This window comes from Micromonospora sp. NPDC049900 (assembly GCF_044461025.1).
Taxonomy (GTDB): domain Bacteria; phylum Actinomycetota; class Actinomycetes; order Mycobacteriales; family Micromonosporaceae; genus Micromonospora.
In genome coordinates this window covers 513,262-539,251 of record NZ_JBITKM010000001.1, presented here as the reverse complement: position 1 = coordinate 539,251, position 25,990 = coordinate 513,262, and the positions used below count along the sequence as shown (strand labels likewise).

General features: G+C 72.6%; 25 protein-coding genes. 11 read left to right on the top strand and 14 right to left on the bottom strand.

All coding sequences use genetic code 11. The features are described from left to right. Nucleotides 1-201: 201 nt before the first annotated feature. Nucleotides 202-498: a hypothetical protein gene (locus ACIBMZ_RS02545; protein WP_396690328.1), complete on the top strand. Its 297-nt coding sequence runs from the start codon at nucleotides 202-204 to the stop codon at nucleotides 496-498. After that, nucleotides 495-2,108 (top strand): alpha/beta hydrolase, encoded by a 1,614-nt coding sequence (locus ACIBMZ_RS02540; protein WP_396690326.1) that lies wholly within the window; start codon nucleotides 495-497, stop codon nucleotides 2,106-2,108. The genes ACIBMZ_RS02545 and ACIBMZ_RS02540 overlap by 4 nt, the downstream gene beginning before the upstream one ends. 21 nt (nucleotides 2,109-2,129) lie before the next feature. Here ACIBMZ_RS02540 and glmS read toward each other — a convergent pair whose 3' ends face one another. Beyond that, on the bottom strand, nucleotides 2,130-4,043 hold the full coding sequence (gene glmS / locus ACIBMZ_RS02535; RefSeq protein ID WP_396690324.1) for a glutamine--fructose-6-phosphate transaminase (isomerizing): 1,914 nt from the start codon (nucleotides 4,041-4,043) through the stop codon (nucleotides 2,130-2,132). A gap of 156 nt (nucleotides 4,044-4,199) precedes the next feature. Between glmS and ACIBMZ_RS02530 the strand changes: the two genes are divergently transcribed. Next, entirely contained in the window at nucleotides 4,200-5,393 is a 1,194-nt protein-coding gene (locus ACIBMZ_RS02530) for a pyridoxal phosphate-dependent aminotransferase (protein ID WP_396690323.1), read from the top strand. 8 nt (nucleotides 5,394-5,401) lie between these two features. Here ACIBMZ_RS02530 and ACIBMZ_RS02525 read toward each other — a convergent pair whose 3' ends face one another. The 7 genes from ACIBMZ_RS02525 to ACIBMZ_RS02495 all read right to left on the bottom strand — a co-directional run bounded on the left by ACIBMZ_RS02525 (nucleotide 5,402) and on the right by ACIBMZ_RS02495 (nucleotide 10,729). Further along, nucleotides 5,402-6,442, bottom strand: coding sequence for a hypothetical protein (locus tag ACIBMZ_RS02525; RefSeq protein ID WP_396690321.1), 1,041 nt, complete (start codon nucleotides 6,440-6,442; stop codon nucleotides 5,402-5,404). A 112-nt stretch (nucleotides 6,443-6,554) separates the two neighbouring features. Next, a complete protein-coding gene (gene glmM / locus ACIBMZ_RS02520) occupies nucleotides 6,555-7,907 on the bottom strand; it encodes a phosphoglucosamine mutase (RefSeq protein ID WP_396690319.1) in 1,353 nt (450 codons plus the stop codon). Nucleotides 7,908-8,025: 118 nt separating this feature from the next. Next, entirely contained in the window at nucleotides 8,026-8,490 is a 465-nt protein-coding gene (gene rpsI, locus ACIBMZ_RS02515; protein ID WP_102658823.1) for a 30S ribosomal protein S9, read from the bottom strand. Nucleotides 8,491-8,510: 20 nt separating this feature from the next. Beyond that, nucleotides 8,511-8,954, bottom strand: a complete 444-nt coding sequence (rplM, locus tag ACIBMZ_RS02510; RefSeq protein WP_350692820.1) for a 50S ribosomal protein L13 — start codon at nucleotides 8,952-8,954, stop codon at nucleotides 8,511-8,513. Between the two features lie 461 nt (nucleotides 8,955-9,415). Beyond that, complete coding sequence (locus ACIBMZ_RS02505; RefSeq protein ID WP_396690316.1) at nucleotides 9,416-9,709, bottom strand: type II toxin-antitoxin system PemK/MazF family toxin; 294 nt, start codon at nucleotides 9,707-9,709, stop codon at nucleotides 9,416-9,418. Next, nucleotides 9,699-9,986 (bottom strand): hypothetical protein, encoded by a 288-nt coding sequence (locus ACIBMZ_RS02500; protein WP_396690314.1) that lies wholly within the window; start codon nucleotides 9,984-9,986, stop codon nucleotides 9,699-9,701. The genes ACIBMZ_RS02505 and ACIBMZ_RS02500 overlap by 11 nt, the downstream gene beginning before the upstream one ends. Beyond that, on the bottom strand, nucleotides 9,986-10,729 hold the full coding sequence (locus ACIBMZ_RS02495; protein ID WP_396690312.1) for a class I SAM-dependent methyltransferase: 744 nt from the start codon (nucleotides 10,727-10,729) through the stop codon (nucleotides 9,986-9,988). Before ACIBMZ_RS02495 ends, ACIBMZ_RS02500 begins: the two co-directional genes overlap by 1 nt. A gap of 163 nt (nucleotides 10,730-10,892) precedes the next feature. Between ACIBMZ_RS02495 and ACIBMZ_RS02490 the strand changes: the two genes are divergently transcribed. From ACIBMZ_RS02490 to ACIBMZ_RS02480, 3 genes are read left to right on the top strand one after another with little or no spacing between them, the layout of a single operon-like run. After that, entirely contained in the window at nucleotides 10,893-11,078 is a 186-nt protein-coding gene (locus ACIBMZ_RS02490) for a hypothetical protein (protein WP_396691035.1), read from the top strand. Continuing rightward, nucleotides 11,075-11,410 (top strand): nitrite reductase small subunit NirD, encoded by a 336-nt coding sequence (nirD, locus tag ACIBMZ_RS02485; RefSeq protein WP_396690310.1) that lies wholly within the window; start codon nucleotides 11,075-11,077, stop codon nucleotides 11,408-11,410. The genes ACIBMZ_RS02490 and nirD overlap by 4 nt, the downstream gene beginning before the upstream one ends. Further along, nucleotides 11,411-12,499: a uroporphyrinogen-III synthase gene (locus ACIBMZ_RS02480; RefSeq protein ID WP_396690308.1), complete on the top strand. Its 1,089-nt coding sequence runs from the start codon at nucleotides 11,411-11,413 to the stop codon at nucleotides 12,497-12,499. It abuts the gene before it with no gap. A 57-nt stretch (nucleotides 12,500-12,556) separates the two neighbouring features. Here the strand turns inward: ACIBMZ_RS02480 and ACIBMZ_RS02475 are convergent, their stop codons facing one another. The 4 genes from ACIBMZ_RS02475 to ACIBMZ_RS02460 all read right to left on the bottom strand — a co-directional run bounded on the left by ACIBMZ_RS02475 (nucleotide 12,557) and on the right by ACIBMZ_RS02460 (nucleotide 17,157). Further along, entirely contained in the window at nucleotides 12,557-13,180 is a 624-nt protein-coding gene (locus tag ACIBMZ_RS02475) for a GTP-binding protein (RefSeq protein WP_396690307.1), read from the bottom strand. Further along, nucleotides 13,161-13,526 carry a DUF742 domain-containing protein gene (locus ACIBMZ_RS02470; RefSeq protein ID WP_117226208.1) on the bottom strand — a complete coding sequence of 122 codons (366 nt, stop codon included), beginning with the start codon at nucleotides 13,524-13,526 and terminating at the stop codon, nucleotides 13,161-13,163. Before ACIBMZ_RS02470 ends, ACIBMZ_RS02475 begins: the two co-directional genes overlap by 20 nt. Before the next feature lie 86 nt (nucleotides 13,527-13,612). Continuing rightward, the gene (locus ACIBMZ_RS02465) at nucleotides 13,613-14,020 is read right to left on the bottom strand and encodes a roadblock/LC7 domain-containing protein (protein ID WP_007465177.1); all 408 of its coding nucleotides are present in this window, start codon (nucleotides 14,018-14,020) and stop codon (nucleotides 13,613-13,615) included. Next, on the bottom strand, nucleotides 14,017-17,157 hold the full coding sequence (locus ACIBMZ_RS02460; protein WP_396690305.1) for a nitrate- and nitrite sensing domain-containing protein: 3,141 nt from the start codon (nucleotides 17,155-17,157) through the stop codon (nucleotides 14,017-14,019). Before ACIBMZ_RS02460 ends, ACIBMZ_RS02465 begins: the two co-directional genes overlap by 4 nt. Nucleotides 17,158-17,604: 447 nt before the next feature. On the opposite strand from ACIBMZ_RS02460, the gene ACIBMZ_RS02455 reads away from it, so the two are divergent. After that, nucleotides 17,605-18,786, top strand: a complete 1,182-nt coding sequence (locus tag ACIBMZ_RS02455) for an ABC transporter substrate-binding protein (protein WP_396690303.1) — start codon at nucleotides 17,605-17,607, stop codon at nucleotides 18,784-18,786. A 6-nt stretch (nucleotides 18,787-18,792) separates the two neighbouring features. Here the strand turns inward: ACIBMZ_RS02455 and ACIBMZ_RS02450 are convergent, their stop codons facing one another. Next, on the bottom strand, nucleotides 18,793-19,653 hold the full coding sequence (locus tag ACIBMZ_RS02450) for an ABC transporter permease (RefSeq protein ID WP_396690301.1): 861 nt from the start codon (nucleotides 19,651-19,653) through the stop codon (nucleotides 18,793-18,795). Nucleotides 19,654-19,754: 101 nt separating this feature from the next. Further along, complete coding sequence (locus tag ACIBMZ_RS02445) at nucleotides 19,755-20,777, bottom strand: ABC transporter substrate-binding protein (RefSeq protein WP_396690299.1); 1,023 nt, start codon at nucleotides 20,775-20,777, stop codon at nucleotides 19,755-19,757. 268 nt (nucleotides 20,778-21,045) lie between these two features. On the opposite strand from ACIBMZ_RS02445, the gene ACIBMZ_RS02440 reads away from it, so the two are divergent. The 4 genes from ACIBMZ_RS02440 (at nucleotide 21,046) to ACIBMZ_RS02425 (ending at nucleotide 25,977) form a co-directional block, all read left to right on the top strand. After that, on the top strand, nucleotides 21,046-21,828 hold the full coding sequence (locus tag ACIBMZ_RS02440) for an ABC transporter ATP-binding protein (protein WP_396690297.1): 783 nt from the start codon (nucleotides 21,046-21,048) through the stop codon (nucleotides 21,826-21,828). A 2-nt stretch (nucleotides 21,829-21,830) separates the two neighbouring features. Further along, nucleotides 21,831-22,781, top strand: coding sequence for an LLM class F420-dependent oxidoreductase (locus ACIBMZ_RS02435; protein WP_396690295.1), 951 nt, complete (start codon nucleotides 21,831-21,833; stop codon nucleotides 22,779-22,781). Further along, complete coding sequence (locus ACIBMZ_RS02430) at nucleotides 22,778-23,089, top strand: cupin (protein ID WP_396690293.1); 312 nt, start codon at nucleotides 22,778-22,780, stop codon at nucleotides 23,087-23,089. Before ACIBMZ_RS02435 ends, ACIBMZ_RS02430 begins: the two co-directional genes overlap by 4 nt. Before the next feature lie 77 nt (nucleotides 23,090-23,166). Further along, complete coding sequence (locus tag ACIBMZ_RS02425) at nucleotides 23,167-25,977, top strand: hypothetical protein (RefSeq protein WP_396690291.1); 2,811 nt, start codon at nucleotides 23,167-23,169, stop codon at nucleotides 25,975-25,977. Nucleotides 25,978-25,990: the final 13 nt, after the last annotated feature.

Sequence of the window (25,990 nt, the reverse complement as noted above, 5' to 3'; positions counted from 1 at the left end):
GCGCCCCGCACGCGATCGATGCCGACGACCACGCGCCACCCTACCGGCGGGCGGGCCGCAGGATAGCCGTTGTTCACATTCCCGGCGGCCCCTGTGGACGGCCGTCGGAGGTGCGCGCCGTCGTCGTCCACAGGGCACGCATCCGACGGCCGACCCCGCCTAGCGTCTGCGGCGTGCGGGAGCCGAGGGCGGGAGGGGCCGATGGCGCAGGAGGAGTTGACCGTGCGGCCGGAGACGCTGCACCGGGTCGGGCGGACGCTCGGCGACACCGCCTACCGGGTGGTCCACGGCCCGGCGGGCGTACCGGGGCTGGCGGCACCGGACCGCCGGTGGTCAGCGGCGGAGGCGCTGGCCGCCCTGGAGACGTCGGTACGTACCTGGTGCGGGCGGCTCGGCGCGCAGGTGGCCGACACCGGGGACGCGGTGCGGGCCGCCGCCGGGGCGTACGAGTCGGTGGACGGTCGGGCCGCCACCCGGCTCGCCGCGGTGCCCCGGTGACCGGCTCGACACCGGCCCGGCCCGCCCCCGTCGGTTACGTCCAGCTCTCCAGCACCGACCCGACCGGCTGGCGGGCCGCCGGCACCGCCTGGGCCGGTCTGTCCGGGTTCGCCCGGCGACGCGCCGACGAACTCGCCGACGGCACGGCGGCGCTGCGCGCCGGCTGGACCGGGCGGGCCGCCGGGTCAGCCGGGGCCCGGTTGGCCGGGCTGCGGACCGAGCTGACCGCGCTCGTCCCGGCCGCCGTCGAGGTCGACCAGGTGCTCGCCGGGTTCGCCGCCCGGCTCGCGGCGGCCCGCGCCCGGCTCTCCTCGGCCGTCGAGCTGGCCGCCGCCACCGGCGTGCTGATCGACCGGTCGGGTCGGGTACGCCCCGACCCGGCACACGTGCCGCCGGAGCGGGCCGCCGCCACCACGGCCCCGGTGGCCAGCGGCATCCGGGACGCGCTCGACCTGGCGGGTGCGGCCGACCGCGAGGCCGCCGCGCGCCTCGGGCAGTTGTCCCGGGATGCCGCCGCCGGGTGGGTGGTTGCGCCGCCACCGGGTCGGCCCGCACCGCACACCGACCCGGCCCGGGTGCGGCTGTGGTGGGCCGGGCTCAGCACGGCACAGCGCCGCTGGCTGGTGCTGCACGAGCCGGAGCTGGTCGGTCGACTCGACGGAGTGCCGGCAGCCGACCGGGACCAGGCCAACCGGTCGCTGCTGGGCACCCGGCGGGAGGAGTTGCGGGCCCGGTGGGAGCGCCTGCTGGCCCGGGTGCCGCGCGGGCCCGTCGAGGTGGCCGGGCTACGGGCGGTGGACGCCGCGCTGACCGGGCTGGACGCGCTCGCCACCCGGCTCGACGCGACGGAGTCGCCCCGGGCGTACCTGCTCGGCCTGGACGTGGGCGGGGAGGGACGCACGGTGGTGGCGCTGGGCGACCCGGACCGCGCCACCGGCGTGGTCACGTACGTGCCGGGGATGACCGCCGGGCTGGACGACGCCACCGGCGAGCTGGGCCGGGCGGCGCGGGTGCTGTCCCGCTGCGCCGACCTGGCACCGGGCCAGGAGACCTCGGCGGTGCTCTGGCTGGACTACGACGCCCCGGACTTCCTGCACGAGGCGGCCCGGGACGGGCAGGCCCGCGACGCGGGCGACGCGCTGCACCGGTTCCAGGAGGGGCTGCGGGCCACCCACGACGGGCCACCGGCCCGGCAGACGGTGCTCGGGCACAGCTACGGATCGCTGGTGGTCGGCACCGCCGCCCGGGACCACGGGCTCGCCGCGGACGCGCTGGTCTTCGTCGGCTCGCCCGGCGTCGGCGTGCGACACGCCGCCGAGCTGGGCATACCGCCCGAGCAGGTGTGGGCCAGCACCGCGCCGGACGACGTGATCCGGCTGACCCGCCCACCGGACGAGTTGGCCCGGCAGACGATACTCGGCGCCTCGCCGGTCGGGACCATCGTCGACTGGCTGGCCGGGCCGCGCGACGAACGCTGGTTCGGGCGCGACCCGGCCGAGCCGGGTTTCGGGGGCCGGACGTTCCCCAGTGGCCGGTACGGGCACACCGGCTACTGGGATCCGGCCAATCCCGCGTTGGACGGCATGGCGCGTGTGGTGCTCGGCCGGTGACCGCCCGGTCGTCGACCGCTCCTACTCGACGGTGACCGACTTCGCCAGGTTGCGCGGCTGGTCGACGTCGTGCCCCCGGGCGGCGGCGATCTCGGCCGCGAGCACCTGCAACGGCACGGTGGTCACCAGTGGGGCGAGCAGCGTCGGGGTACGCGGCACGTAGATCAGGTGGTCGGCGTAGCGGACGACCGCCGCGTCGCCCTCCTCGGCGATCACGATGGTGCGGGCGCCCCGGGCCCGTACCTCCTGGATGTTGGAGACGATCTTGTCGTGCAGCAGACCGCGACCGACCGGCGACGGCACCACGCAGATCACCGGAGTGCCCTGGTCGATCAGCGCGATCGGGCCGTGCTTGAGTTCGCCTGCGGCGAAGCCCTCGGCGTGCATGTACGCCAGCTCCTTGAGCTTGAGCGCACCCTCCAGCGCCACCGGGTAACCGACATGGCGGCCGATGAACAGCACCGTCGGCGCGGACTTCAGCTCGCGGGCCAGCTCCCGGACCGGATCGATCCGGCCGAGCAGCTCCCGCAGCTTGTCCGGCACCTGGTGGAGCTGCTCGACCACGGCCGCCACCTCGTCGGCGAACTTGATCCCGCGCACCTGGGCCAGGTGCAGGCCGATCAGGTAGCAGGCGACCAACTGGGTGAGGAACGCCTTGGTCGAGGCGACGGCGATCTCCGGCCCGCCGTGCGTGTAGAGCACCGCGTCGGACTCCCGGGGAATGGTGGAGCCGTTGGTGTTGCAGATGGCCAGCACCCGGGCCTTCTGCTCCTTGGCGTGCCGCAGCGCCATCAGGGTGTCCATGGTCTCGCCGGACTGCGAGATCACCACGATCAGGGTGGACCGGTCCAGCACCGGGTCCCGGTATCGGAACTCGCTGGCCAGCTCCACCTCGCAGGGGATCCGGGTCCAGTGCTCGATGGCGTACTTGGCGACCATGCCGGAGTGGTACGCGGTGCCGCAGGCGACGATGAAGATCTTGTCGACGTCGCGCAGGTCCTGGTCGCTGAGGCGGACCTCGTCGAGCATGATCTCGCCGCTCTCGGTCAACCGGCCCAGCAGCGTGTCGGCGACGGCCTGCGGCTGCTCCTCGATCTCCTTGAGCATGAACCAGTCGTAGCCGCCCTTCTCCGCGGCCGAGGCGTCCCAGTCGATGTGGAAGTCCTTGCCGGTGGCCGGCTGACCGGCGAAGTCGGTGATCTCGATGGTGTCCGCGGTGATCAGGACGATCTGGTCCTGGCCCAGCTCGACCGCCTCGCGGGTGTGCTCGATGAACGCGGCGACGTCGCTGGCGAGGTAGTTCTCCCCGTTGCCGCGCCCGACCACCAGGGGTGAGTTGCGGCGCGCGCCGACGACGGCCCCGGGCACTCCGGAGTCCACCGCGAGCAGCGTGAAGGCACCCTCCAGTCGCTGGCAGACCACCCGCATCGCGGCGGCGAGCAACTGCGGCCCGTCCGGGTGACCGGCGGCCCGCAGCTCGGCCAGTGCCTTGGCGAGCAGGTGCGCGGCGCACTCGGTGTCGGTGTCGCTGAGGAACTGGACGCCGTCGTCCTCCAGCTCCGCGCGGAGCTTGGCGAAGTTCTCGATGATGCCGTTGTGGATCACCGCGACCCGGCCGTCGGGCGACAGGTGCGGGTGGGCGTTACGGTCCGTGGGGCCGCCGTGGGTGGCCCACCGGGTGTGCCCGATGCCGGTGGTGCCGTCGCCGATGCCGATCGGGCTGGCTCCGCAACCGTCCGGGTCCTCGGCGGCCCGCTCGGAGAGCACCTTCTCCAGGTTGGCCAGTTTGCCGGCCTTCTTCTCGGTCAGCAGTTGCCCGTCGCAGACCACGGCGACGCCCGCCGAGTCGTAGCCGCGGTACTCCAGCCGCCGCAGGCCGTCGAGCACGATACCGAGCGCCGGCCGACTACCGGCGTACCCCACGATTCCACACATGGGTGGCAGCCTAACCAGTTCCGCTCACGATGTCTGCGCGAAAGCGGGGTAAACAATCACTGAATTTGAGCGATTAGCGCAACACCGGTGATCGGTGTCACGGAGCACGCAGCCGGGCCGGGTCGGGACGACCGGGCCCACCCGTACCCTGACGGGGTGACGAGCACCGATGTCGACCCGCTGGTGAGCCGGATGCGCCCGTTCGGGACGACGGTATTCGCCGAGATGTCCGCTCTGGCCGTGCGTACCGGCGCGGTGAACCTCGGCCAGGGTTTCCCGGACACCGACGGCCCGCCCGAGATGCTGGCCGCCGCCGCCGAGGCGCTGCGCTCCGGCCGCAACCAGTACCCGCCCGGTCCCGGCGTCCCGGAGCTGCGCGCCGCCGTGTCCGCACACCAACGCCGCTTCTGGAACCTGGAGTACGACCCGGACGGCGAGGTGGTGATCACGGCGGGTGCCACCGAGGCGATCGCCGCGGCGATCCTCGGCCTGTGCGAGCCGGGTGACGAGGTGGTCTGCTTCGAGCCCTACTACGACTCGTACGCCGCCTCGATCACCCTGGCCGGCGCGGTCCGGCGACCCGTCACGCTGCGTCCCGGCGACCACGGGCGGTACGCCTTCGACCCGGCCGACCTGCGGGCCGCGTTCGGGCCACGGACCCGACTGGTGCTGCTGAACTCACCACACAACCCGACCGGCAAGGTCTTCACCCCGGCCGAGTTGTCGCTGATCGCCGAGCTGTGCCAGGAGCACGACACGTACGCGGTCACCGACGAGGTGTACGAGCACCTGGTCTTCACCGACGCGTCGACCGGGCACGTCCCGCTGGCCACACTGCCCGGGATGCGCGAGCGCACGCTGCGCGTCTCGTCCGCCGGTAAGACGTTCTCCTGCACCGGCTGGAAGGTGGGCTGGGTCAGCGGCCCGGCGGCTCTCGTCTCGGCGGTACTGCGGGTCAAACAGTTCCTCACCTTCGTCAACGCCGCGCCGCTGCAACCGGCGGTCGCGGTGGCCCTGGCGTTGCCCGACGCCTACTTCACCGAGTTCCGGGACGGTATGCAGTCCCGCCGCGACCAGTTGATCAGCGGTCTCGGCGACGCCGGCTTCGACGTGCTCACGCCGGAGGGGACGTACTTCGTCACCGCCGACATCACCGGGCTCGGCGGCACCGACGGCGTCGACTTCTGCCGTACGCTGCCGGAGCGCTGCGGCGTGGTGGCCGTGCCCACCCAGGTCTTCTACGACGACCCGGAGGCCGGCCGACGGTTGGTGCGGTTCGCGTTCTGCAAGCGCCCCGAGGTGTTGACCGAGGCGGTGGCCCGACTACGCCGGGCGGACACGCACGCCTGATCCGACGGTCACCGCGCCCGGGCCCGGCGGCGCGCCGCCGACCAGCTCAGTACCATCGCGACGAGGAGCAGCAGCGGCGCGAGCTGGGCCAGCTCGGCGGCGGACCGGATGTCGTAGGTGACCGCGAGGAAGCGGGCGCGCTCGGCCGCGTCCTGCCACTGCGCCGGGTCCAACTCCAGGAAGTCGTGGGCGAAGGCGAACGCGAACGCCACCGGCACCGTCACGAGCAGCAGCGGCAGCCGCCAGCGGGTCGACCGACGCGCCGCGGCCCACCAGACCACGGCGGCCAACGCCACGGTCCCGACCATGACGACCACCGACGCGGTGCCCAGGCCGGTCCACCGGACGGTGCTGCGGTCCACCTCGGTCGCGGTCGCGCCGTACACGGTCACCCACGGTGCCGCGAGACCGACGAGCAGGGCCGACGTGCCGGCCCCCGCCAGCACGAACCGGCCGCCACCCGGCAACCGACCGGCCAGCACGATCCCCGCCAGGGTGGCCACGCCGAGCACCGCGAACGTCAGGCCGGGGCTGTCGTAGCCGAACCGGATCGCCCCGTAGTCGTCGTCGAGCACCGGCGCCAGCCGCCGGACGACCTCCGCCCAGCGCGCCGCCGTCTCGTCCGGCCCGGACGAGACGCGGTGGGCGGCGCCGACCAGGACCGTCGACATCGCCAGCAGGGCACCGCCCGCCGCCAGGGCCGCCACCCGTCCCGCCCACCCGGCCAGCACCGTGGCGGCCAGCGTCAACAGCACCAACGGTAGGAGTACGGCCAGGTAGGCCCAGCCCCAACCGCCGATCTCGGTGAGGCCCAGCGCGGCGGTGGAGTCCTGGTTGATCAGTGCGTCGTCCCGGCTGCCCAGCACCCGCAACGACACCTCGGACCAGGGCACCACCACCGAGGCGGCGATCAGCCCCAAGGCCAGCAGGATGGCGAGCAGGCGCCCCCAGCGGGCTCCGAGCCAGCTCTCCGGCACGTCCGCCCCACTCACGTCCGACGGGAGGTCGGCGGGCTGGTCGACGGCACCGAGGGAGCCTGGGTGAGACACGGTCACCTCCGTGAGAGCGGGCGGTACGGCGGTCGCCATGGTCGCACGACACACCTCGGGGCAGGGGGCACCACGGCCGCCCTGCCGCATCTTCGGCTCGTCCTCGCGTCGGTCAGGCCGGGCTGGCCGTGCTGACCTGCTCGGCGATCCGCTCGGCGACCTCCCGTGCGGTCGCCTCGGTGGCGGCCTCGACCATCACCCGCACCAGCGGCTCGGTGCCCGAGGGGCGCAACAGCACCCGCCCGGTCTCGCCCAGCTCCGCCTCGGCGCGTTCCACCTCGGCACGTACGGCCGGCGCGGCGGCACCGACGGTGCGGTCACCGACCGGCACGTTGATCAGCACCTGCGGCAGCTTGGTCACCACCCCCGCGAGGTCCGCCAGGGTACGGCCGGTGGCGGCCATCCGGGCCATCAGGTGCAGCCCGGTCAGCACCCCGTCGCCGGTGGTGGCGTACGCCGGCATGACGATGTGTCCACTCTGCTCGCCGCCCAGCGCCAGCCCGGAGGCGCGCAGTTCCTCCAGCACGTACCGGTCGCCCACCTTGGTCTCGACCAGCCGGATGCCCTCGGCGGACATGGCCAGGCGCAGGCCGAGGTTGCTCATCACGGTGGCGACCAGGGTGTCCCCGGTCAACGTGCCGGCCTCGCGCATGGCCAACGCCAGGATCGCCATCACCTGGTCGCCGTCGACCTCGTCGCCGTCGGCGGTGACCGCCACGCAGCGGTCGGCGTCGCCGTCGTGCGCGATGCCGAGGTGCGCGCCGTGCTCGACCACGGCCTGTCGCAGGGCGGCGATGTGGTTCGAGCCGCACTCGTCGTTGATGTTGAGCCCGTCCGGCTCGGCGTAGATCGCGACGACCTCGGCACCGGCCTCCCGGTACGCGGCCGGGGCGACCTCGGCGGCGGCGCCGTTGGCGCAGTCCACCACGACCTTGATCCCGTCGAGCCGGTGCGGCACAGTGCCCGCGAGGTGCTGCACGTAGTGGTCGGCACCGTCGAGCAGGTCGTGCACCCGGCCCACTCCCGCGCCGACCGGGCGCTTCCAGGCGGTGGTGGCGTTGGCCTCGATGGCCGCCTCGATCCGCATCTCGATCTCGTCGGGCAGCTTGTGCCCGCCGGCCGCGAAGAGCTTGATCCCGTTGTCCGGCATCGGATTGTGCGAGGCGGAGAGCATCACCCCGAGATCCGCCTTGGCCTCGGCGGTGAGGAACGCCACCGCCGGGGTGGGCAGCACGCCGACCCGGACCACCGTCGCCCCGGCGCTGGTGAGTCCGGCCACCACGGCCGCCTCCAGCATCTCGCCGCTGGCACGGGTGTCCCGGCCGACCACGGCGATCGGGGCGTGACTGCGATCCGACTCGGCGAGGGTGTGCGCGGCGGCGACGGCCACCGAGAGCGCCAACTCCGGGGTGAGGTCGACGTTCGCCCGCCCGCGTACGCCGTCCGTGCCGAACAACCGACCCATACCCACCAACCTCCGATGAAACTACCGTAATAGGTGAAAAGCGGACGGCCGGTCCACCTCCCAGGATCGAGGGGAGGCGGACCGGCCGTCCGTCAGAAGTACAAGGTGCGGCTGGAGATCAGCGCTTCGAGTACTGAGGAGCCTTACGGGCCTTCTTGAGGCCGTACTTCTTGCTCTCCTTGACCCGGGCGTCACGGGTCAGGAAGCCGGCCTTCTTCAGGGCCGGGCGGTCGTCGGGCTCGTTGACGATCAGCGCCCGCGCGATGGCCAGCCGCAACGCACCGGCCTGGCCGGTGGTGCCGCCGCCCCGCAGGTTGGCGATCACGTCGAAGGCCTCGGGCTTCTCGGCGGTGACCAGCGGGTCCTTGATGAGCTGCTGGTGCACCTTGCTCGGGAAGTAGGCTTCGAGGTCACGCCCGTTGCACGTGATCTTGCCGGTGCCCGGCACGATCCGGACTCGGACGATGGCCTCCTTGCGCCGACCCACGGTCTGGATCGGGCGGTCACCACGAGGCGCGCGGGCGACGGGCGCCGGCGCCTCGGTGGCCTCGGGGGCGACCTCGGTGGCGGTGATGTCGGTCATGCTGCTTCCTTCGCCCGCGCTCACTGCGCGATCTGCTTGATCTCGAACGGCGCCGGCTGCTGCGCGCCGTGCGGGTGCTCGGCACCGGCGTAGACCTTCAGCTTCTTGATCAGCTGACGGCCGAGCTTGTTGTGCGGGAGCATCCCCTTGACAGCCAGCTCGATGGCCCGCTCGGGGCGCTTGGCGAGCAGCTCCTCGTAACCGACCTGCTTCAGGCCGCCCGGGTAGCCGGAGTGGCGGTAGGCGATCTTCTGCTGCCGCTTGTTGCCGGTCAGCGCGACCTTGCCCGCGTTCACGATGACGACGAAGTCGCCCGTGTCGACGTGCGGCGCGAAAGTCGGCTTGTGCTTGCCCCGCAGCAGCGTGGCGGCGTGGGTGGCCAGGCGGCCCAGCACGACATCAGAGGCGTCGATGACGTGCCACTGACGCTCGATCTCACCCGGCTTCGGGCTGTACGTACGCACAGGTCTACCTTGTCTCGTCGTCGGTCTGGGGTAGCGCGCCGAGGTGACCAGGGCTTCTCGGTCGGACCAGCGCGCACGAACGACCAAGCGTACCTCAGGCGGCACGCCCACAGATGTCGTACAACAGCAGGCAACGATACCCGTAGCCCCGTCGGCCGGTCAAAACGGGGGTCCGGCGGGCGCGCCGGACGACCGGACAATACCCCGCACACCCACGCCCGGGCCATCCGGGACCCCGTCCGCAGGTACGCCACCCAGGTGACCGCCAGCAACACCAGGAAGCCGACGTAGAAGTGAGCAGCGTCGGGAAGGCCGCCGAGTAGCCGATGAACGAGTGCCCGATCCAGCGACCGGGCCGGCGGTCCAGGTCCTGTTCGTCCGCGACGACCTCGGACGCGTGCTCGTGGTGGTCATGGCGCCGCAGCCAGGAATCGAGCGCCGGTGGTGAGGAACCCGCCGGGTCAGAGCTGCTGGAGGATGCGCAGCGCCCGGTCGATCTGCCGCATCGTCTCGACGTCGGCCACGTCCACGCACTCGGCGAACCACTTCTTCATCGGTGACGAGATCCGGTCCGGCATCACCACCCAGCCACCCATCGGCACCGCCAGAGGCGAGTCGCGCAGCAGCGCCGCCTCGACCACCTCGGCGACGATCACGATGGGCACCGCGGTGGAGTTGTAGACGTCCGAGCTGATCACGAGCCCGAGCCGCTCGCGGGCCCCGGCGATCCGCCAGACCTCGCCCCTACGCAGCACGCGGGCGACCGCCGAAGAGCAGGTCGTCGACCATGCCCACCTCCTGCGCGTCGGCCAACGAGGCCGACTCCAGGTCCAGCCCCGCCCGGCCGACCGCGGCGGCGTGCGCCGCGAAGACCTCACGCAGGGCCTTCTCCCGGGCCGCCTGGTCCATCCAGGCCGACAGGGAGAGCCCTTCGCGCTTGGCGAACCGCCGGGCCTCCGCGATCGTCTCGTCGGAGAACGACAGAGTCACCTTTGCTGTCATGCCGGTCAGACTACCCGTCGGTATGACCATCAGTCATCCGTCGGATACCGCGAGCTGTCGCCGGACGGGCCGGTGACGGCCGGGGCACGGCCGCCGAAGACGGCGAACCGCCACGCCTTGAAGAAGCAGTCCACGTCGACCAGGCCCGCCTCGGACAACCAGCGACACTGCTCCCCCACGGGCGCGGGCCGGTCGTACGCCATCCGTTGCGCGGCGGCGGCGATCTCGTCGGCGTCGGAGCCGCGCGCGGTGATCTGGGCCAGCCAGACCTCGTGGTAGCGCCGGTCCAGCTCGGCCGTCGGGCCGGCGACCTGTTCGGCGTTGACGAAGACGCCGCCGGGCACCAGCGCACCGGCGGCCCGCCGGTACAGGTCCCGCTTGCCGGCGTCGTCGAGATGGTGGACGGCGAGCGCGCTGACCACCGCGTCGTAACGCCCGCCGGGCAGCGGGTCGGTCAGGTCGGCCACCACCACCCGGTGCGGCACGCCACGACCGGTGAGCTGCTCGGCGGCGACGGCGAGCATCTTCGGCGCGGCGTCGACGAGGGTCAGCCGGACGTCCGGCACGGCGGCGGCGACGAGCAACGACAGCAGACCGGTGCCCGCCCCCAGGTCCAACACCTCGGGGGTACGTCCGGCGGCACGGGCGGCCCGCAGCGCCGGCTCGACGACCTCGACGGCGGTGCCGTAGAACCCGTCGAAGCAGGGCACCAGCCGCCGCCGCGCGGCGTCGTAGCTGCCGGCCACGGCGTCGAACGCCCGAGCCACATCCATGTCGATCCTCCGATCCGGAGTCTTCTCAAATATCAGGATTCTTGTTCCATATTGTAGACCCCTCGACCACACGCGCAGCCGGCGTGCGGTGTGAGGCGCTCTTGACAGGGCCGAAACAAACGGGACGCTGACCGGAAACCGCCCAACGGCACGCTTTGCCGACATGACAGACGGTGCACGGTCCGCAACTCGACCGGGGCAGTCGCCCCGGGAGGTGGCGACGCACTGCCCGTACTGCGCCCTCCAGCGCGGGATGACCCTGCGCCGGGAGGAGGACCGGATCGCCGTACTCCCCCGCGACTTCCCGACCAACCTGCCCAGAACCGATCCGGTGGAGGTGGGGCGATGAGCACCGGCTGGCACGTGGTCCGCCCGCTGGGCCGGCTGGACCCGGACCGGGGCGTGGCCGCCCTCGTCGACGGCGTGCAGGTGGCGATCTTCCGCACCGGGGACGGGCTGTACGCGATCGACAACCGCGACCCGGTCGCCGAGGCGTACGTGCTGTCCCGGGGCATCGTCGGCAGCCGGCAGGGCGTGCCCACGGTCGCCTCGCCGCTGCACAAGCAGGTGCACGACCTGCGCACGGGGGTTTGTCTCGACCTGCCCGGCGTCGCCGTGACCCGGCACGAGATCCGTTGTCGGAACGGCATGGTCGAGGTGCGGCTGCGACAGGAGGGGTGAATGGGCGAGGAACTGGCCGGCTTCACCATCGGGGTGACCGCCGACCGGCGGCGGGACGAACTCGCCGCGTTACTACAACGGCGCGGTGCTCGGGTGGTGCTCGCTCCCGCCCTGCGGATCGTGCCGCTCGCCGACGACACCGAGCTGCGCGAGGCGACCCGGACCTGTCTGGACCGGCCGCCGGACGTGTTGATGGCCAACACCGGCATCGGAATGCGCGGGTGGCTGGAGGCCGCCGAGGGCTGGGGGTTGGCCGAGCCGCTGCGCTCGGTCCTCGGCGGCGCGTACGTCGTGGCCCGGGGCCCCAAGGCCCGGGGGGCGATCCGTGCCGCCGGGCTGCACGACCAGTGGTCCCCGGAGTCGGAGAGCTGCGACGAGGTGGTGGACCACCTGCGTCGACGGGGCGTGGCCGGGCAGGTGATCGCCATGCAGTTGCACGGCGAGCGACAACCGGAGTGCACCCGCGCCCTGGAGGACGCCGGTGCCACCGTCATCGAGATCCCGGTCTACCGGTGGGCGCCGCCGACCGACCCGGCCCCGCTGCACCGGCTCGTCGACCTGGTGGCCAGCCGTCTGGTGGACGCGGTCACGTTCACCTCGGCACCGGCCGCGGAGGCGTTGCTGCGGGCCGCCGGTGACCGTACCGAGACGGTGCTGGAGGCGCTGCGCGGTGACGTGCTGGCCAGTTGTGTCGGCCCGGTCACCGCCGAACCGCTGGTGCGTCGGGGCGTACCGGTCAGCGCACCGAGCCGGGCGAGGCTGGGTGCGCTGGTCCGCACCATCGTCGACGAACTGCCCCGTCGGACGGTCACCATCAAGGCCGCCGGACATCTGCTCACCCTGCGCGGACACGCGGCGGTGATGGACGGTGAGCTGAGACCCCTGGCCCCGGCGCCGATGGCGGTGCTGCGGGCCCTGTCCCAGACGCCGGGTCGGGTGCTGTCGCGTACCGCCCTGCTGCGGACGTTGCCGCGCGGCGCCGACGAGCACGCGGTGGAGATGGCGGTGGCCCGGCTCCGGGCCGGGCTGAAGGCCCCCCGCGTGGTACAGACGGTCGTCAAACGCGGGTACCGGCTCCGGGTCGACTGACCGGACGCGGGAGCCCGCCGGTGGAGATCGATCCACCGACGGGCTCCCGCCCGGCACTCAGCCGACCGGGGTCGGAAAGCCCCGGTCGTGTTCGGCCTGCAACCGCGTCATGGCGTGCTCGACGACGGTCATCAGTACCCGCTTGACCGAGTCGCGCTGCCGGGCGTCGGTCAGCACCAGCGGTACGTCCGGCGAGATGGCCAGCGCCTCGCGGACCTCCTCCAGTTCGTACTGCTGCGCACCGTCGAACCGGTTCAGCGCGACCACGTACGGCAGGTTGCGGCTCTCGAAGTAGTCGAGCGGAGCGAACGCGTCGGTGATCCGGCGGGTGTCCACCAGCACCGTCGCACCCACCGCGCCCCGAATGATCTCGTCCCACATGAACCAGAACCGGGTCTGCCCGGGTGTGCCGAAGAGGTACAGGATCAGGTCCTGCGCCATGGTGATACGGCCGAAGTCCATGGCGACCGTGGTGGTCTCCTTGCCCGGCACCTTGGACGGGTCGTCGATACCGACGCCCGCCGCGGTCATCACCGCCTCGGTGGTCAGCGGTGTGATCTCCGAGATCGCGCCGACCAACGTGGTCTTGCCGACACCGAAGCCACCCGCGACGACGATCTTCGCGGAGATGATTCCCCGGCTCTGGCGGGCCCCGGCGGGGTCATAGCTCGCGAAGTCCACTCAGCACCCTTCCCAGCATTTCCATCCGCTCCTCGAAACCTGTGGCGGGAGCAGCCGTCTGTAGCGTCAACAGGCCCTCGGCCACCATGTCGGCGACCAACACCCGGGCGACACCCAGCGGTAGCCGGGTGTACGCGGCGATTTCCGCCAGCGATTCGGGCCGGCTCTCGCAGACCATGGCGATGCGATGCTTGTCATGCCCGGCAAACCGCGACTCGGCGATCTGGGTGGGGCTGGCTACCAGCACCGCTTCCAAGGCGATGTCCTGCCGCGGCTCGGTCCGTCCCCGGGTGACCGCGTACGGCCGCACCAGTGCACCACGCGGGTCACGTCGGTGTTGCTCCATCCGCGATCACCTCCTCTCCCCTTCGCCGGCGTGTCGCCACCGGATCTCCTCCGTACCGGCGCGGGATTGCGCCGGTGCTGTCCCTGTTATGACCGCACCGCGTCCCGGGGCAGCGGCACCAGCGCCGCGCCGACCCGCTCGACCAGCAGTGCCATCTCGTAACCCACCTGCCCGACGTCGCAGCTACGCGCCGCGAGCACCGCCATCGACGACCCGTCGCTGATCGACATCAGGAACAGGTAGCCGCTGTCCATCTCGATGACCGTCTGCAACACCCCGCCGGCACTGAACATCCGCGCGGCGCCCTCGGTCAGGCTCACCACGCCGGAGGTGATCGCGGCGAGCTGGTCCGCCCGGTCCCCCGGCAGGTCACGGGAGGAGGCGAGTAGCAGTCCGTCGGCGGACACCGCCACCACGTGGGCGATACCCGCCACGCTGTCGGCGAAGTTGGTGAGCAGCCAACCCATGTCCTGCATGGCCGCTGGCCTGTTCATCGGCTCGTCTCCTTGGTCGAGGTGCTGTCCTGACTCGCTCCGGCCGTCCGTCCGCGCTGCACGCCGCGGTGGTAGGCCGAGAGCAGGCCGCGTACTTCGTCCGGCGTACGGCGGCTGCGCTCACGTCCGCCGCGGGGCTCGATCCCACCGGGGACGAGCTGTTGCTGCGGCACCCGCTTGGGCAGTCCGGACCGGGTGGTGCCGGCCGGGGTCGGCTCGGCGGCCTTGCTGGCCCGCGTCCAGCCGTCGTCGGCCGCGGTCCGCCAGGCGTCGGACGGATCCGGGGCGTGGGCCGTCGTCGGTGCCGGGGCCGGGGGCGCCGGCGGTGCCGGCGCGGCCGGGGCGGTCCGGGGAGGCGCCGCCGGTGGTGGTGGCGCGGCGGCCGGAGTCACCGTGGGCAGTTGCGTGGTCGCGGCCGTCGCGGCGGTCGGCGCAGCCGGTGACGACTGGTACGGAGGTGGCGGCGCGGGCTGCGCGGCGGCTGCCGCACCGGGTGTACGTGTGGGCAACGGGCTCCGTCCCCGAGTCGGCTCGACAGCCGGCGTGGGTGGGCCGGCAGCCGGTTGCGGCGGCTCGTCGAACTGCGGTCGGCTGAAGATGGCGGTGGCGTCGTTGCCGTGTGAACGGAACCAGACCGCCTCCATCTCGCGGAAGATCGGCGCCTCGGCCTGGGGTTCCGGCGGGGCGGTGATCGGCGCGGTGGCCTGTGGTGCGGTGGCCGCGAGGCTGGCGCCCAGGCCACGGAAGGGCGTCTCGGACTGCGGGGTGGCACCCACGCCGAACGCGGTCGGCGCGCTCATCGGCGCTCCGGCGACCGGACCGGCCGGCAGCACCGGGTCGGGCCGGGCGGCGGGCGGCGCGGCGCGCTGTGGCAGCGGGTCGAGCGACGGCTGGGCGACGGTCGGCGTACCGGCGTTGAACCCACCGGCGAAGGCGGGCGGCACGGTACGGGCCGGTGGTGCCGGCGGCTCCGGGGTCGGGGTCGGGGTCGCAGCCGGCCACGGTGCCGACGTGGGGGTGCTGTCGCGCCACCGCTCGGTCGTCAACGTGGCGAGGTTGCTGCGACCCGCGCCGGTGAGCGGCTCGGCGGGTGCCGGCGGCGTCGCCGGGGTCTGCTCGACCGCGAGCGGCTGACGCGGCCGGGTGATCTGGTCGCGTCCCCGCAGGCTCGGCAGGATCACCGTCGCGGCCGGCAGGGTGATCTGCGCCACGGTGCCGCCCTCGACGTTGCGGCGCAGTTCGACCCGGATGCCGTACCGCGCGGCGAGGCGACTGACCACTGCGAGACCCATCAGCCGGAAGGCGGCCACGTCCACGGTGGACGGCGCGGCGAGCCGCCGGTTGAGCGAGTCGAGCTGTTCGTCGCTGAGGCCCAGGCCCCGGTCCTCGATCTGGATCAGCACGTAGTCGCGGATGCGGCGGCCGTCGGCGACCACGGTGGTGTTCGGCGGCGAGAAGCGGGTGGCGTTGTCGAGCAACTCGGCCACCAGTCGCACCACGTCGTTGACCGCGTGCGCGGCCACCGAGACGTCGGTGTCGACCGTGCCGAACTCGATCCGGTTGTAGAGCTCCACCTCCGACTGCGCGGCGCGCAACACGTCCACCAGCAGGGCGTCGTCGCGACGCGGCACGGCCGAGTCCGCGCCGGCCAGCACGAGAAGGTTCTCGTCGTTGCGGCGCATCCGGGTGGCGAGGTGGTCCAGCTCGAAGAGCTGGGCGAGCCGCTTCGGGTCCTCCTCGCCACGCTCGATCGCGTCGAGCTCACCGATCATCCGGTCGACCAGGGTCTGACTGCGCCGGGCCAGGTTGAGGAACATCGCCGAGACGCTGGTCCGCAGGGCCGCCTGTTCGGCCGCGACCCGGACCGCCTCCCGGTGCACGACGTTGAAGGCCAGGGCGACCTGTCCCACCTCGTCGCGGTTGTTGAGCTGGATCGGGTCCCGCACCTCGCGGACGATCTCGTCGACGCTGCCGTCGCTGACGTTACCCATGCCCTGGAGGCGGCGCACCGCCTCGGGCAGGTCGTGGTTGGCCACCGAGAGCGCGCCCTCACGGAGCCGGCGCAGCGAGTGGTTCAGCGAGCGGGCCAGCACGACGGCCAGCGTCACCGCGATGATCAGGGTGAGCAGCACCAGCGTCGTCTCGACGATGGCCTGCCGGATGACGTCCGTCCGGGCCTGCTCGGCCTGGGCGAGCAACCGGTTCTGGAGCTCGATCTCGGCCCAGCGCATCAGCTCGTTGACCGCGCCGATCGCCGCCGTGGCGTCCTGCGCGCTGACCGGCGAGCGGTTGCCCACCGAGCGGCTGATGTCGGTGGCGATCCGGTCGGCCAGCACCACCGCGTCACCGGAGACGGTGGTCTCGACCAGGGCCCGCTGGGTCGGGTCGGCGGCCAGCGAGAAGGCCAGCAGCGCCTCCTGCTGCCCGGTCAGGGTGGCCACGAACGCGGAGAACTGCTCGTTGTCCAGCCGGCCCCGGCTCAGCGCGGTGAACGCGATCGACTCCTCCTCGGCGACGGCGGCCTTCGCGCGGGCGAAGGCGGCCACCGCGCGGCGGCTGTCGGCCAACTGCTCCTCACCCGGCAACTGGGCCAGGCCGTCGCCGTAGGCGACCAGGTCGGCCAGGACGACGCCGTACCGCAGGGCCGCCTCGGCGACCTCCATCTGCGAGCGGTCGAGCACCTCCTGCCGGGTGCCGTCGAGGGTGTCCAGGTGCGTGTCGATGGTCCGCAGGCGGTCGCCGACCGCGCTGGGCACCTCACCGATCTTGGACCGCTCCGCGCGGTACGCGTCGATCCGCTGCTGGGTCTGCCGGACCCGCAGGTTGTACGCGTCGGCCTGCGGCTGCGGCTGGGCCAGGTAGGCCGCCGCCGCCATCCGTTCCGCGTGCAGGTCGTTGGTGAGTGCGGAGATGTTCATGGACAGTGCGGTCAGCGATCGCGCCTGGGTGGCGTCGTAGGCGCCCTCGCCGACGGAGACGAGACGGACGGTGGCCAGCGCGATGACGGCGGCGACCGGCACGACCAGGATCAGCGCCAGCTTGGACCGGATCCGCGCGTCGCGCAGCCGGAACAGGCGGCGAGGCGCCTTCGGCACGGCGTCACCGCTGGCGGGCAGGGTCGTCGGTCCGGTGCTCACGACATCGCCTCCGTCGTTTTCTCCACGCCTGGCCCGTCGATCCGTGCATGGAGCGACGGCCAGCGCCACGCGCGGCACGGCCGCGATTTCATCAGACGAGATCGTGTTTGGGAAGCCGCAGGCGGGCAGGAATCGGTCGGACGTCGCGCATCCCGTGATCCGGTCAACTAATACCTACATTTCCACAGCGCCCTGAACAGGGCATGTAACTCCAGAGTGGCGAAGCATGTCGCCACAGTGAGCAACGGAAAACATCTGGTTACCCCAGCATGTGGGATCGGCGTCCCGAAACGCCTCCAGTGGTCCCGCTTGACCGCAGCGCCCGGCATTGGCAAGGTTTTGCAGGCTTCGCGCACACGGTACGGCAGACCCTTCCCGATTATCCACTGAGGACGGTCGCCGACACCAGTGACCGGGCCCCGCCCGCGCCACTCCAGGAGGACTGAGTTGACCCCCTTCCGCTCCGCGACCGCCACGGCGCTCGCCTCCACCCTGCTGGCCTCCATGCTCGCCGGCTGCCAGTTCGGCGGAGAGGCGAGGGACACGAGCCCGATCGTCATCGCCGCCGACCTGGAGCTCTCCGGTGCGGCGGCCGGGGTCGGCAAGGCGTACCGGCAGGCACTGGAACTCAAGGTGGAGCAGTTGAACGCCTCGGGTGCGCTCAACGGCCGTTCGATCGATCTGCGGGTGAAGGACAATCGTTCCGACGCCAGTGAGTCGCTGCGAAACATCGCGGACTTCAGCAACGATTCGGCGGTCAGCGCCATCATCATGGGCGGCTGCAACGAATGCGCGGTCGGCGCGGTCCGCACCATCAACGAAAAGCAGATCCCGACCATCGCGCTCGCTGCGGCCGGCGCCATCACCAGCCCGGTCGCCGAACGACGGTACGTGTTCAAATTGGCACCGAACGCAGCCGACAGCGCCGACGCGCTCACCGTCGAACTCCGCCGACGCAGCATCGACACGATCGGCATCCTGCACACCGAGGACACCTACGGCCGGGAGGGCGTCACCGCGTTGCAGCGCGAGTTCGACAACGCCGGCATCCGGGTGGTGGCCCAGGCCTCGGTGCGGGGCACCGACACCGAGGTCGACCAGCAGGCCGCCTCGCTGGCTGCCGCCGACCCGGAGGGGATCATCATCTGGACCTCGCCGGACCAGGCGATGCTCGCCGCCGCAGCGGTGAAGCGGGCCAACTTCGGCGGGGCGTTGTACTTCGACGCCGCCGCTGCCGGTGACCTCTTCCTCGGATCGGCCTCGCGGGCGGTGGAGCGGGCCACCCTGGTCTTCACCCAGACCATGGTGATCGACGACGTCATCGCCACCACCCCGGCGAAGGCGGCCCGCCGCCAGTGGTTCCAGGACTACACCGCCCGCTTCGGCGGCTACCACGGTTCGTCCTCCTTCGCGGCGGACGCCGTCCAGCTCATCGCCGACGCCGAACTGCGCGCCGGCGGACCGGCCGGACAGGTCGACCGTGAGGGCCTCCGCGACGTGCTGGAGACGTCCCAGTTGGACGGTCTGTCCGGACCGATCCGGATGACGCCGGACAACCACTCCGGGCTGATGCCGCAGGCGCTCACCACGCTGGTCGCCCGCAACGGCCGGTGGCGCCTGGCGGGCTGACCTCGCTCAGCGGCTGGAGGTGGTCTCGCGCACCCACGGCAGGCTGCGCCGCTCGACGAGCACCAGCACGGCGTACAGCAGGATGCTGACCAGGGCGACGAGGATGATCGCCGCCCACGCCGTGGCGGTGTCGCCGATGCCCGCGTACTGCTGGATGACGAAACCGAGACCACCCTCACCGGCCTGGAACTCCCCGATCACGGCGCCGATCGCGGCCAGCGGCATGGCGACCTTGAGCCCGACGAAGATCTGCGGCAGCGCGGCCGGGAAGCGGACCTTGCGGAACGCCTGCCAGCGGGAGGCGTTCCAGGAGCGGACCAGCTCGGCCAACTCGGCCGAGGTGGTGGTCAGGCCGGTCGCGGTGGAGAGCACGATCGGGAAGAAGCAGAGCAGGAAGACCATCGTCAGGATGGGCTTCTGACCCCAACCGAGCGCCACCACCAACAGCGGGCCCAGGGTGATCTTCGGGACCGCGTTGACGGCGACCAGCAGCGGGGTGAACATCCGCTCGACCGTCCGCGAAGCGGCCAGCGACAGGCCGATCAGCACACCCGCCACCGCCGAGAGCAGGAAGCCGAGCAGGATCTCGCCGGTGGTGGTGACGGTGTGTTCGAGCAGCCGGTCCTGGCCCAGCCGGAAGGCGGTCAGCACGTCGCCGGGCGGCGGCAGGGCGGCCGGGTGGACCAGCTCCAGCCGGGCGACCAGCCACCACACGCTGAACGCGATCAGCAGGCCGGCGGCCGGCAGCAGCGCGGCCCTCACGCCGTCCCGCAGGTCTGCCGGCCGCCACCGCCGGCCCTGCGGTGCGGCCGGGGCCGGCTCCGGGGCGGGTGCCACCTCCGGCTGCCGTGAGCGGACGTCGGTCATCGGATCCTCCTGCGGTTCGGGTGGTCAGACGCGGGATCGGGGTACGCCGTACCGGCTGACCGGCACGGCGTACCCCGCGGTGGAACTGGTGTGAACTGGAGTCAGGCCTTGGGGGCCAGGTTGAAGTCGACGATCTGGTCCGGGGTGAGGTCGGACTCCAGAGCGCCGGCACCGCGCAGGATCGCGATGCTCTTGGCCACCCGACCGCTGTCCAGCGCGCCCAGGGCGGTGCCGGAGTTGCTGGAGCGGACGTACCCGGCCATGAGCTGCAGCTCGGCGGCGGCTGCGGCGGGCACCACGGCCTCGACGTTCTTGGCCAGGATCTCGGCGGCCTCCTGCGGGTTCTCCAGGGCGTACTCCAGGCCCTTGAGCAGCGCCTCGGTGAACCGCTTGACCATCTCCGGCTTGTCGGCGGCGATCTGCTTCGAGGTGACCAGCACGTTGCCGTAGAGGTCCTGCATGACGTTGCTGTACGGCAGCAGGACGGCCTTCTTCTTGGTCACCGCCTCGATGGTCGGCTGACCGACGACGAACTGGCCGATGCCGTCGACCGAGCCGGAGGCCAGCGTGCCCATCAGGGTCTGCGCGTCACCGTTGACCCAGGTCACCTTGTCGTAGTCGATGCCGGCCAGGCGCGCGTAGGTCGGGAAGAGGTTCCGGACGACCGAGCCGGGGGTGTCGGCGAGCTTCTTGCCCTCCAGGTCCTTCGGCGTGCTGATGCCGGTGCCCTCGACGGTCGCGATGGCGGCCATCGTGCGCTGCTGGATCGCCGCCACCGCGACGAAGTCCTTGGCCTGGCCGTTGCCGAGCTGGAGCAGACCACCGGTCAGGTCGATCGGACCGAACTGCGCCTGGCCGCCGACGATCGTCTGGATCACGGCGTTGGTGCCCTGGCCGGGCTTGATGTCCACGTCGAAGCCGGCGTCCTTGAAGAAGCCCTTCTCCTTCGCCACCCAGGCGTAGGCGTCACGCCCGAAGTTGCCGAACGAGGTGAGGTAGGTCACCTGCTCCATCGAGGAGCCGACGTTGTCGTCAGCGTCGTCCGAGCCGCTGCCGCACGCGGAGACCAGGGCGAGCGCGGTGGCCATCGTGGCCGCGGCGACCGTACGGGTCAGCCTTCTCATCAGTACACCTTGTCCTTTCCCACCGGAGGCGTCGCGGGCCTCCGGGAGGGGATGTTGGGGCGGTACCGGCAGCCGGAACGGAAGCCGACACCGCGTATCGAGGGGACTCTTCGCGGGCACAGCGTACGAGAACCTCACCTTTGCGACGCCAGGCATACCGGGTTGCGGAACGGAAACAACTCATCTCCACCCCGGACGGTGAGATAACGGTGGAGACCGCTAACCTTTGGGCGGAATCCTGACTACTCACTCAGGGAGGCCGCCGGAGATGATCCGCCTGTCCGAGGTTTCGCGCACCTTCGACGGCCGTAGTGGCCGCGTGGAGGCGTTGCGCGGCATCAACCTCGACGTGGCCGACGGCGAGTTTGTGGCCATCCTCGGCCGCTCCGGCTGCGGCAAGTCGACCCTGCTCCGACTGATCGCCGGACTGATCCCGGTCACCTCGGGTGAGATCACCGTGGGTGGCGAGACGGTCACCAAGCCGCGCCGCGACATCGCCATGCTGTTCCAGCGGCCGGCCCTGCTGCCGTGGCGCACGGTGCTGGACAACGTCCTGTTGCCGGTGGAGATCTTCGGCTGGAAGCGGAACGACTACCGGGAGCGCGCCCGGCAGCTACTCGACGTGGCCGGGCTGGCCGGTTTCGAGAAGCGGCTGCCGCACGAGCTGTCCGGCGGCATGCAGCAGCGGGTGTCGCTGTGCCGGTCCCTGATCGGCGACCCCCGCGTGATGCTGATGGACGAACCCTTCTCCGCGCTGGACGCGCTCACCCGCGAGGAACTGTCCGGGGAGTTGCAGCGGGTGCACATGCGCAACCGCGCCACCATCGTCTTCGTCACCCACTCCATCGACGAGGCGGTGCTGCTGGCCGACCGGGTGATCGTGCTCAGCCCGCGCCCCGGCCGGGTTCGCAAGATCGTCGACGTGGCCATCCCCCGCCCCCGTACGCTGGGCCGCAACGCGCACCTGGCGGAGGTCGCCCAGGTCAGCGCCGACCTGCACGAGCTGCTCATGGAGCGGGACCACCCCGCGACCGCCGGTACACGGAGGTGACCATGCGGGTCACCGTCTTCACCGAGCCGCATCGCGGGGCCGACTACGACGACCAGCTCCGCTTCGCCCGACTCGCCGAGGACGGCGGTTTCGAGGCATTCCTCCGCGCCGACCACTACCAGTCGATGAGTGACGCGTCGGCGCTGCCCGGCCCGACCGACGCCTGGCTGACGCTCGCCGCGCTCGCCCGGGAGACCAGCCGGATCCGGCTCGGCACCCTGGTCACCTCCGCGACCTTCCGGCTACCCGGTCCGCTCGCGGTGATGGTGGCCCAGGTGGACCGGATGAGCGGCGGCCGGGTCGAGCTGGGCATCGGCGCCGGATGGTACGCCCGCGAGCACACCTCGTACGGCATCCCGTTCCCCGGCACGAGTGAACGCTTCGACCGGCTCACCGAGCAACTCGACGTACTCACCGGACTGTGGCGGACCCCGTCGGGCAGCACGTACAGCTACAGCGGCGACCACTACCGGCTGGTGGACGCCCCGGCGCTACCGAAGCCGGTGCAGACCCCCGGGCCGCCGATCATCATCGGCGGACGCGGTCCCAAGCGCACCCCGGACCTGGCGGCCCGCTTCGCCGACGAGTTCAACGTGCCCTTCACCGACGTCGCCCGGACCGCCGAGTCCTACGAGCGGGTACGCGAGGCGTGCGACCGGGTCGACCGCGCCGGCACCGGCCGGGCACCGCTGGTGCTCTCCGCCGGCATCGTGGTGGCGATCGGACGCACCGACGCGGAGGCCCGACGACGGGCAGCACCACTGCACGTGACCAGCGCCCTGCCGCCCGAGGAGGCGGTGGTCGGCTCACCGGATCAACTGGTCGACCGGATCGGCGAGTTCGCGGCCGTCGGCACCGCCCGCGTACACCTCCGGTTGGTCGACCTCGACGACTTGGACCACCTGGAGCTGATCGCGGCCGAGGTGCTGCCCCGACTGGAGGGAACCCGATGACCGAGACCCCCCTCGACCTGCCCACGCTCGGCCCGGTGGGCCAGGAGATCGTCTTCGAGAACGACCGGGTCCGGGTCTGGCACATCCGGCTGGAGCCGGGCGAGCGGCAGCCGCTGCACCGGCACGACCACCCCTATCTGGTGGTGGCTGTGCAGGGTGCGAAGAACGTGGTGCAGACCATCGACGGCACCACGATCGACGCGGACGAGCCGACCGGCGGCGTGGTCTACCGCGACCCGGGCGCGGTGCACATGCTGACCAACGTCGGGGACACGACATACCTGGCTCGCCTGGTCGAGCTCAAGTAGACCCGCCGGGCGCAGGTAGCGGCCGTCCCACGGCGCGCCGGTGGCGATCGGTCGCCACGGACCGTAACGTGCCGACCATGGCCCATAGGACCTTGAGCCGGCTACTGCTCACGGCGTTCGGCGTCAGCCTGCTGACCGCAGCCGGTCAGCTCGGCGTCGCCTTCGGCTTCGGCATACTCCGTCTCACCGGCACCTTCACCGGCGCCACCGTCAACCAGTGGCCGGCCCAACTCGTCTGGGCCGGTTGGTTCGCGGCGAACGCCGCCGTCGTCGGAGCGGTACTCACCGAACGCCTCGCCGAGCGCCACGGAGGGCTCACCGGTACGCATCGTCAACTGGCCGTGGCGTGCAGCGCCGCACTGGGCGCCGTCGTGGTGGCACCGTTGTGCATGCGACCGGCCCGCGCGGTCGAGCTCGTCTCGGTCGACCCGGTCTGGGCCGTCGCCATCTGCGCCGTCCTCGGCGCGGTGGTCGGCGCGGGCGCCGCGCTGGCCGCCCTGCTCCGGCCGACCTTCGCCTGGAACATGGCCGGCATCGCCGGTACGGTGTGGCTGCTGGCGCTGCTGTCCGTCGCCCCGTCGCTCGCCTCGACCGGGCCGCTGACCCCGGTCCGCCTCGGCGTACTGGAACCGAGCTGGCTCACCGCCGACGCGGCTCAGCGCCTGTCCCTGCTGATCCTGCCGCTGGTCAGCCTGCTGGCCGGTGCCGCGACCGGTGCCCTGGCCCGGTGGCGCGGCCAGCCGCCGCTGATCAGCGGGCCGAGCGGGGTGGCCGGGCCGATCCTGGTGGCGTTCGCCTACCTGGCCGCCGGACCCGGCGACGCGAGCGACCGCTACCAGCTCGCGCCCTACTACGGTGCCCTGATCGCGGTCGCGGTCGGTGCCCTCGGGTCGGCCGCTGCCGCGCTGATCCCTCTCGCCGCACTCGACCGCGACACCGCCGGGACCGCCGGGACCGCCGGGACCGCCGGGACCGCCGGGACCGCCATCGAACCGACCGCGATCCTGCAGCCCCTACCGACCTCCCCCGCCCTGCCGACGTCGGCCGACCGTCCGACCGGCACGGAGGCCAGCGCCGGGGCCGTCGCGGTGGCCGATCCGCCCGGCGGTCCGCACACCGGCCCCGACCGGCCGGTCACCGGCGACGCGTCACCGCCGCACTGGCACTGGCCCGGCGAGCCGGCTGCCCCGGTGCCCGCCGCGTCGGGGAACGCGCCGATCGGTCCGGCCTCCGACGCCGGGCCGAGGACCGGTCTCCCGACCGCCGCCGGCCCGACCATCGACGGCGACGTCGCACCGGCCGCCGGCGCCGCTCTCCACACCGGGTCCGAGGATCTGCCCACCGGCACCGCAGGGCTGACCCGACCGGACGAGTCGGCGGCCGACGCCGGTGCCACCGCCACCGGCCCCGGTGCGCCCGACACCGACCCCGACCGTCTGCCCGCCACCGACCGCCTCCCCGCCGCCGGCCCCGGCTCAGCCGCTGCGGCCGATTTCGGTTCAGCCATCGGTGTCGACCGCGACGGAGCCACCCCCGCCCGACCCGTCCCCGCCGAATCCAGCGACGCCGAACCCGCTGCCGAGCCCTCCGGTGCCCGGTCCGCTGCCGACCGACCCGCCCATGCCGACCCCACCGAGCGGCCCCTCTTCGTCGGCACCGACACCGTCGACCCCGCGATCGTCGACCCCGCTCCGCTCGGTACACCGGCCCTCGCGGTCCAGGCGACGGACCCGGCGACGGGCGACCCCGACCACCCGGACCAGCCGCCGACACTTCACGCGCGCCCGATGGATCCGGCGGGGCCGTACGACCACCGGCCGCCCTTCGACACGCCGTCGGCGGGGACCGGCGCGATCGTCGGGCCGCCTGCCCGCAGCGGCGCGATCACCGAGCCTTGGACGGCCGGGCCCGACCCGGTCGGCGACGGCGGCGACCTCACCCCGACGGCGGGCCCGGCGAAACGGCCACCCCGGCTTGTCCGCACACCACGCCCGCTGGCCGAGCCGCCGAACCGGATCGCGCCCGTGTTTCGCGCCGCTGACCAGGACCGATCGCCGCACCCGTTCGACGCGTCAGGCCCGACCGCCCAGACGCCGATGCCCCGGGCCGGGGTGCCCGACCAGGCCGGTGGTCCGGACTTCGTCGACACCGCGCCCGTACCACCCGGGGGCGGTCCCGGGTCGACGGACGACGACGAGCCGACCGGTGGCGGCCGGTCCGACAGTGCGGTGACGCCGGCCCCCCGTCCGGTCGAGGGACCGGAGACCGCACCCTGGCCCCGGCACCGGCTCCCGCTGCCCGACCTCAACACCACGGCGACCTGGAACGCCTTCACACCGGCCCGCCACCCTGACCCGGCCGATGCCACCGACGAGGCCGGGTCGCCGACCGGGCCGGGCACCGACGGACCATCGGGTTTGGACGGCGGCACCGAACCGGGCCACGCCCACGCCGGTGCCGACCCGAACCACGCCACCGCCGGTGTCGATTCCGACCCGGGCCACACCGAGGCCGGTGCCGGTACCGACCCGGCGACCGCCGCGCGGGACGTCTCGGCGGCCTTCGCCAGCGCGGCACCGGCCGTCTCCACCGACCCGGCGGCGGCCGCCCGCGACGTGACGGCTGCGTTCAGCAAACCGCCCGCCCCGCGCGCCGAACCAGCCCCGCCCAAGCACGAACGCGAGAGGGGCCGGCGGGGCCTGTTCCGGCGCAACCGGCCCCGCCCCGTGGAGACCGACCCCGCGGAGCAGGAGGAACCGCTCGCCGCGCAGGACGAGGAGTACGTGGACTGGGTGGCCGGACTCGGCCGCCCGTCGATCGAGGACGAGCCGTTGCCGAAGGAGACGCGCCGCCGACTGCGGCCGACCGGCCGGCACCACCGCGAGTAGCAGCAGCCCGGCC

What these genes read in the sequence shown, in the direction of transcription:
- ACIBMZ_RS02545 (WP_396690328.1), top strand. Translation starts at nt 202, where the DNA reads ATGGCGCAGGAGGAGTTGACCGTGCGGCCGGAGACGCTGCACCGGGTC.
- glmS (WP_396690324.1), bottom strand. Translation starts at nt 4,043, where the DNA reads ATGTGTGGAATCGTGGGGTACGCCGGTAGTCGGCCGGCGCTCGGTATC.
- glmM (WP_396690319.1), bottom strand. Translation starts at nt 7,907, where the DNA reads ATGGGTCGGTTGTTCGGCACGGACGGCGTACGCGGGCGGGCGAACGTC.
- rpsI (WP_102658823.1), bottom strand. Translation starts at nt 8,490, where the DNA reads ATGACCGACATCACCGCCACCGAGGTCGCCCCCGAGGCCACCGAGGCG.
- ACIBMZ_RS02500 (WP_396690314.1), bottom strand. Translation starts at nt 9,986, where the DNA reads ATGGTCATACCGACGGGTAGTCTGACCGGCATGACAGCAAAGGTGACT.
- ACIBMZ_RS02495 (WP_396690312.1), bottom strand. Translation starts at nt 10,729, where the DNA reads ATGGATGTGGCTCGGGCGTTCGACGCCGTGGCCGGCAGCTACGACGCC.
- ACIBMZ_RS02490 (WP_396691035.1), top strand. Translation starts at nt 10,893, where the DNA reads ATGACAGACGGTGCACGGTCCGCAACTCGACCGGGGCAGTCGCCCCGG.
- nirD (WP_396690310.1), top strand. Translation starts at nt 11,075, where the DNA reads ATGAGCACCGGCTGGCACGTGGTCCGCCCGCTGGGCCGGCTGGACCCG.
- ACIBMZ_RS02480 (WP_396690308.1), top strand. Translation starts at nt 11,411, where the DNA reads ATGGGCGAGGAACTGGCCGGCTTCACCATCGGGGTGACCGCCGACCGG.
- ACIBMZ_RS02470 (WP_117226208.1), bottom strand. Translation starts at nt 13,526, where the DNA reads ATGGAGCAACACCGACGTGACCCGCGTGGTGCACTGGTGCGGCCGTAC.
- ACIBMZ_RS02465 (WP_007465177.1), bottom strand. Translation starts at nt 14,020, where the DNA reads ATGAACAGGCCAGCGGCCATGCAGGACATGGGTTGGCTGCTCACCAAC.
- ACIBMZ_RS02450 (WP_396690301.1), bottom strand. Translation starts at nt 19,653, where the DNA reads ATGACCGACGTCCGCTCACGGCAGCCGGAGGTGGCACCCGCCCCGGAG.
- ACIBMZ_RS02445 (WP_396690299.1), bottom strand. Translation starts at nt 20,777, where the DNA reads ATGAGAAGGCTGACCCGTACGGTCGCCGCGGCCACGATGGCCACCGCG.
- ACIBMZ_RS02440 (WP_396690297.1), top strand. Translation starts at nt 21,046, where the DNA reads ATGATCCGCCTGTCCGAGGTTTCGCGCACCTTCGACGGCCGTAGTGGC.
- ACIBMZ_RS02435 (WP_396690295.1), top strand. Translation starts at nt 21,831, where the DNA reads ATGCGGGTCACCGTCTTCACCGAGCCGCATCGCGGGGCCGACTACGAC.
- ACIBMZ_RS02430 (WP_396690293.1), top strand. Translation starts at nt 22,778, where the DNA reads ATGACCGAGACCCCCCTCGACCTGCCCACGCTCGGCCCGGTGGGCCAG.
- ACIBMZ_RS02425 (WP_396690291.1), top strand. Translation starts at nt 23,167, where the DNA reads ATGGCCCATAGGACCTTGAGCCGGCTACTGCTCACGGCGTTCGGCGTC.